Origin of the sequence: Italian clover phyllody phytoplasma str. MA1 (assembly GCF_000300695.1) — a bacterium.
GTDB lineage: Bacteria > Bacillota_I > Bacilli_A > Acholeplasmatales > Acholeplasmataceae > Phytoplasma.
The window spans coordinates 1-702 of the sequence record NZ_AKIM01000134.1 but is presented as its reverse complement, the minus strand read 5'-3'; the positions used below and the strand labels follow the sequence as shown (position 1 = coordinate 702).

The window sequence follows — 702 nt, the reverse complement described above, 5'->3', positions numbered from 1 at the left end:
CAATGTCAACTTTATTGTAGTCAAGCTAAATTTGTTTACTTTTTGGTTTATTTTAACGACCAAAACTATCATGTGGTACGAATTTATCAAGATAATCAATTTATCTCTAAAATGATTGCAGATAGTCAAAATTACTTAACACTTTTAACCAAAGCCAAAGAAGAATTATCACAAACAACTTATTTAAAACGATTAAGTAAATTTAAATAATAATTAAAACTCTAAGACCTTCAAATTGAAGGTCTTTTTTTATGCCCAAATTAAGATTAAAAGGAGAAAACAATGAAAACAACCAAAAAAGAATTTATTGACAATTACGGATATAAAGTTATTCAAGAATACGATAAAGATACTGGTACATCTATTAAAGACATTTTTTATCAACTTGATGGTAAAACTATTCATTACATAGATGAATACGACAAAGCTACTAGCAATATTATTAAAAAAACTGTGTATCGACTTGATGGAAAAACTATTGACTATGCATATGAATACGATAAAAAGTATCGTAACATGTTTAAATATATTGAATATCAACCTGATGGAATAACTTTTAAAGAAATAAGCGAATACGATTATGATGAAGAACCAATCACAACAACATATTACAATCTCGATGGAACAATTAGTGATATCATTAACTTTTAAAAATCCAACAAAAATCAAAAAAAGGAGAAAAAATGATGAAATTAATCGTTT

Annotated in this window: 1 protein-coding gene and 1 pseudogene; both read left to right on the top strand. The window is 25.5% G+C overall.

Annotated elements, in window-relative coordinates:
- A pseudogene (locus RI01_RS02955) lies at positions 1-210 on the top strand (endonuclease); the annotation flags it as partial.
- Between the two features lie 72 nt (positions 211-282).
- Positions 283-651, top strand: coding sequence for a DUF2963 domain-containing protein (locus RI01_RS02950; RefSeq protein WP_017193182.1), 369 nt, complete (start codon positions 283-285; stop codon positions 649-651).
- Positions 652-702 lie beyond the last annotated feature (51 nt).

Excerpts from the sequence above, each read along its gene's own strand:
- RI01_RS02950 (WP_017193182.1), top strand. The coding sequence starts at position 283 with ATGAAAACAACCAAAAAAGAATTTATTGACAATTACGGATATAAAGTT.